This is a genomic window from Streptomyces sp. SID14436, assembly GCF_010548465.1.
GTDB lineage: Bacteria > Actinomycetota > Actinomycetes > Streptomycetales > Streptomycetaceae > Streptomyces.
Genome location: NZ_JAAGMD010000739.1, coordinates 1 through 207, shown reverse-complemented (window position 1 = coordinate 207; position 207 = coordinate 1). Strand labels below are relative to the sequence as shown.

Here is a 207-nt window from a genome sequence, read left to right as displayed (position 1 = left end):
GCCCCCGGCCCGACGTGATCGTCGTCCTGACCGACGGCCAGACGCCCTGGCCGCACCGCCGGCCGCAGTGCCGGACGGTGGTGGGCCTCTTCCCCCGGCAGGGCGGACCCCTGGACGAGGACGACCCCGAGTACGTGCCCGACACCCCGCCCGCCTGGGCGCGCGTGGTGACGATCGGGCCGGGCGCCGCCGCCGGATGAGTGCGCC

At 78.7% G+C, this 207-nt stretch carries 1 pseudogene; it reads left to right on the top strand.

The features are described from left to right. A pseudogene (locus G3I53_RS26750) lies at positions 1-200 on the top strand (hypothetical protein); the annotation flags it as partial. Positions 201-207: the final 7 nt, after the last annotated feature.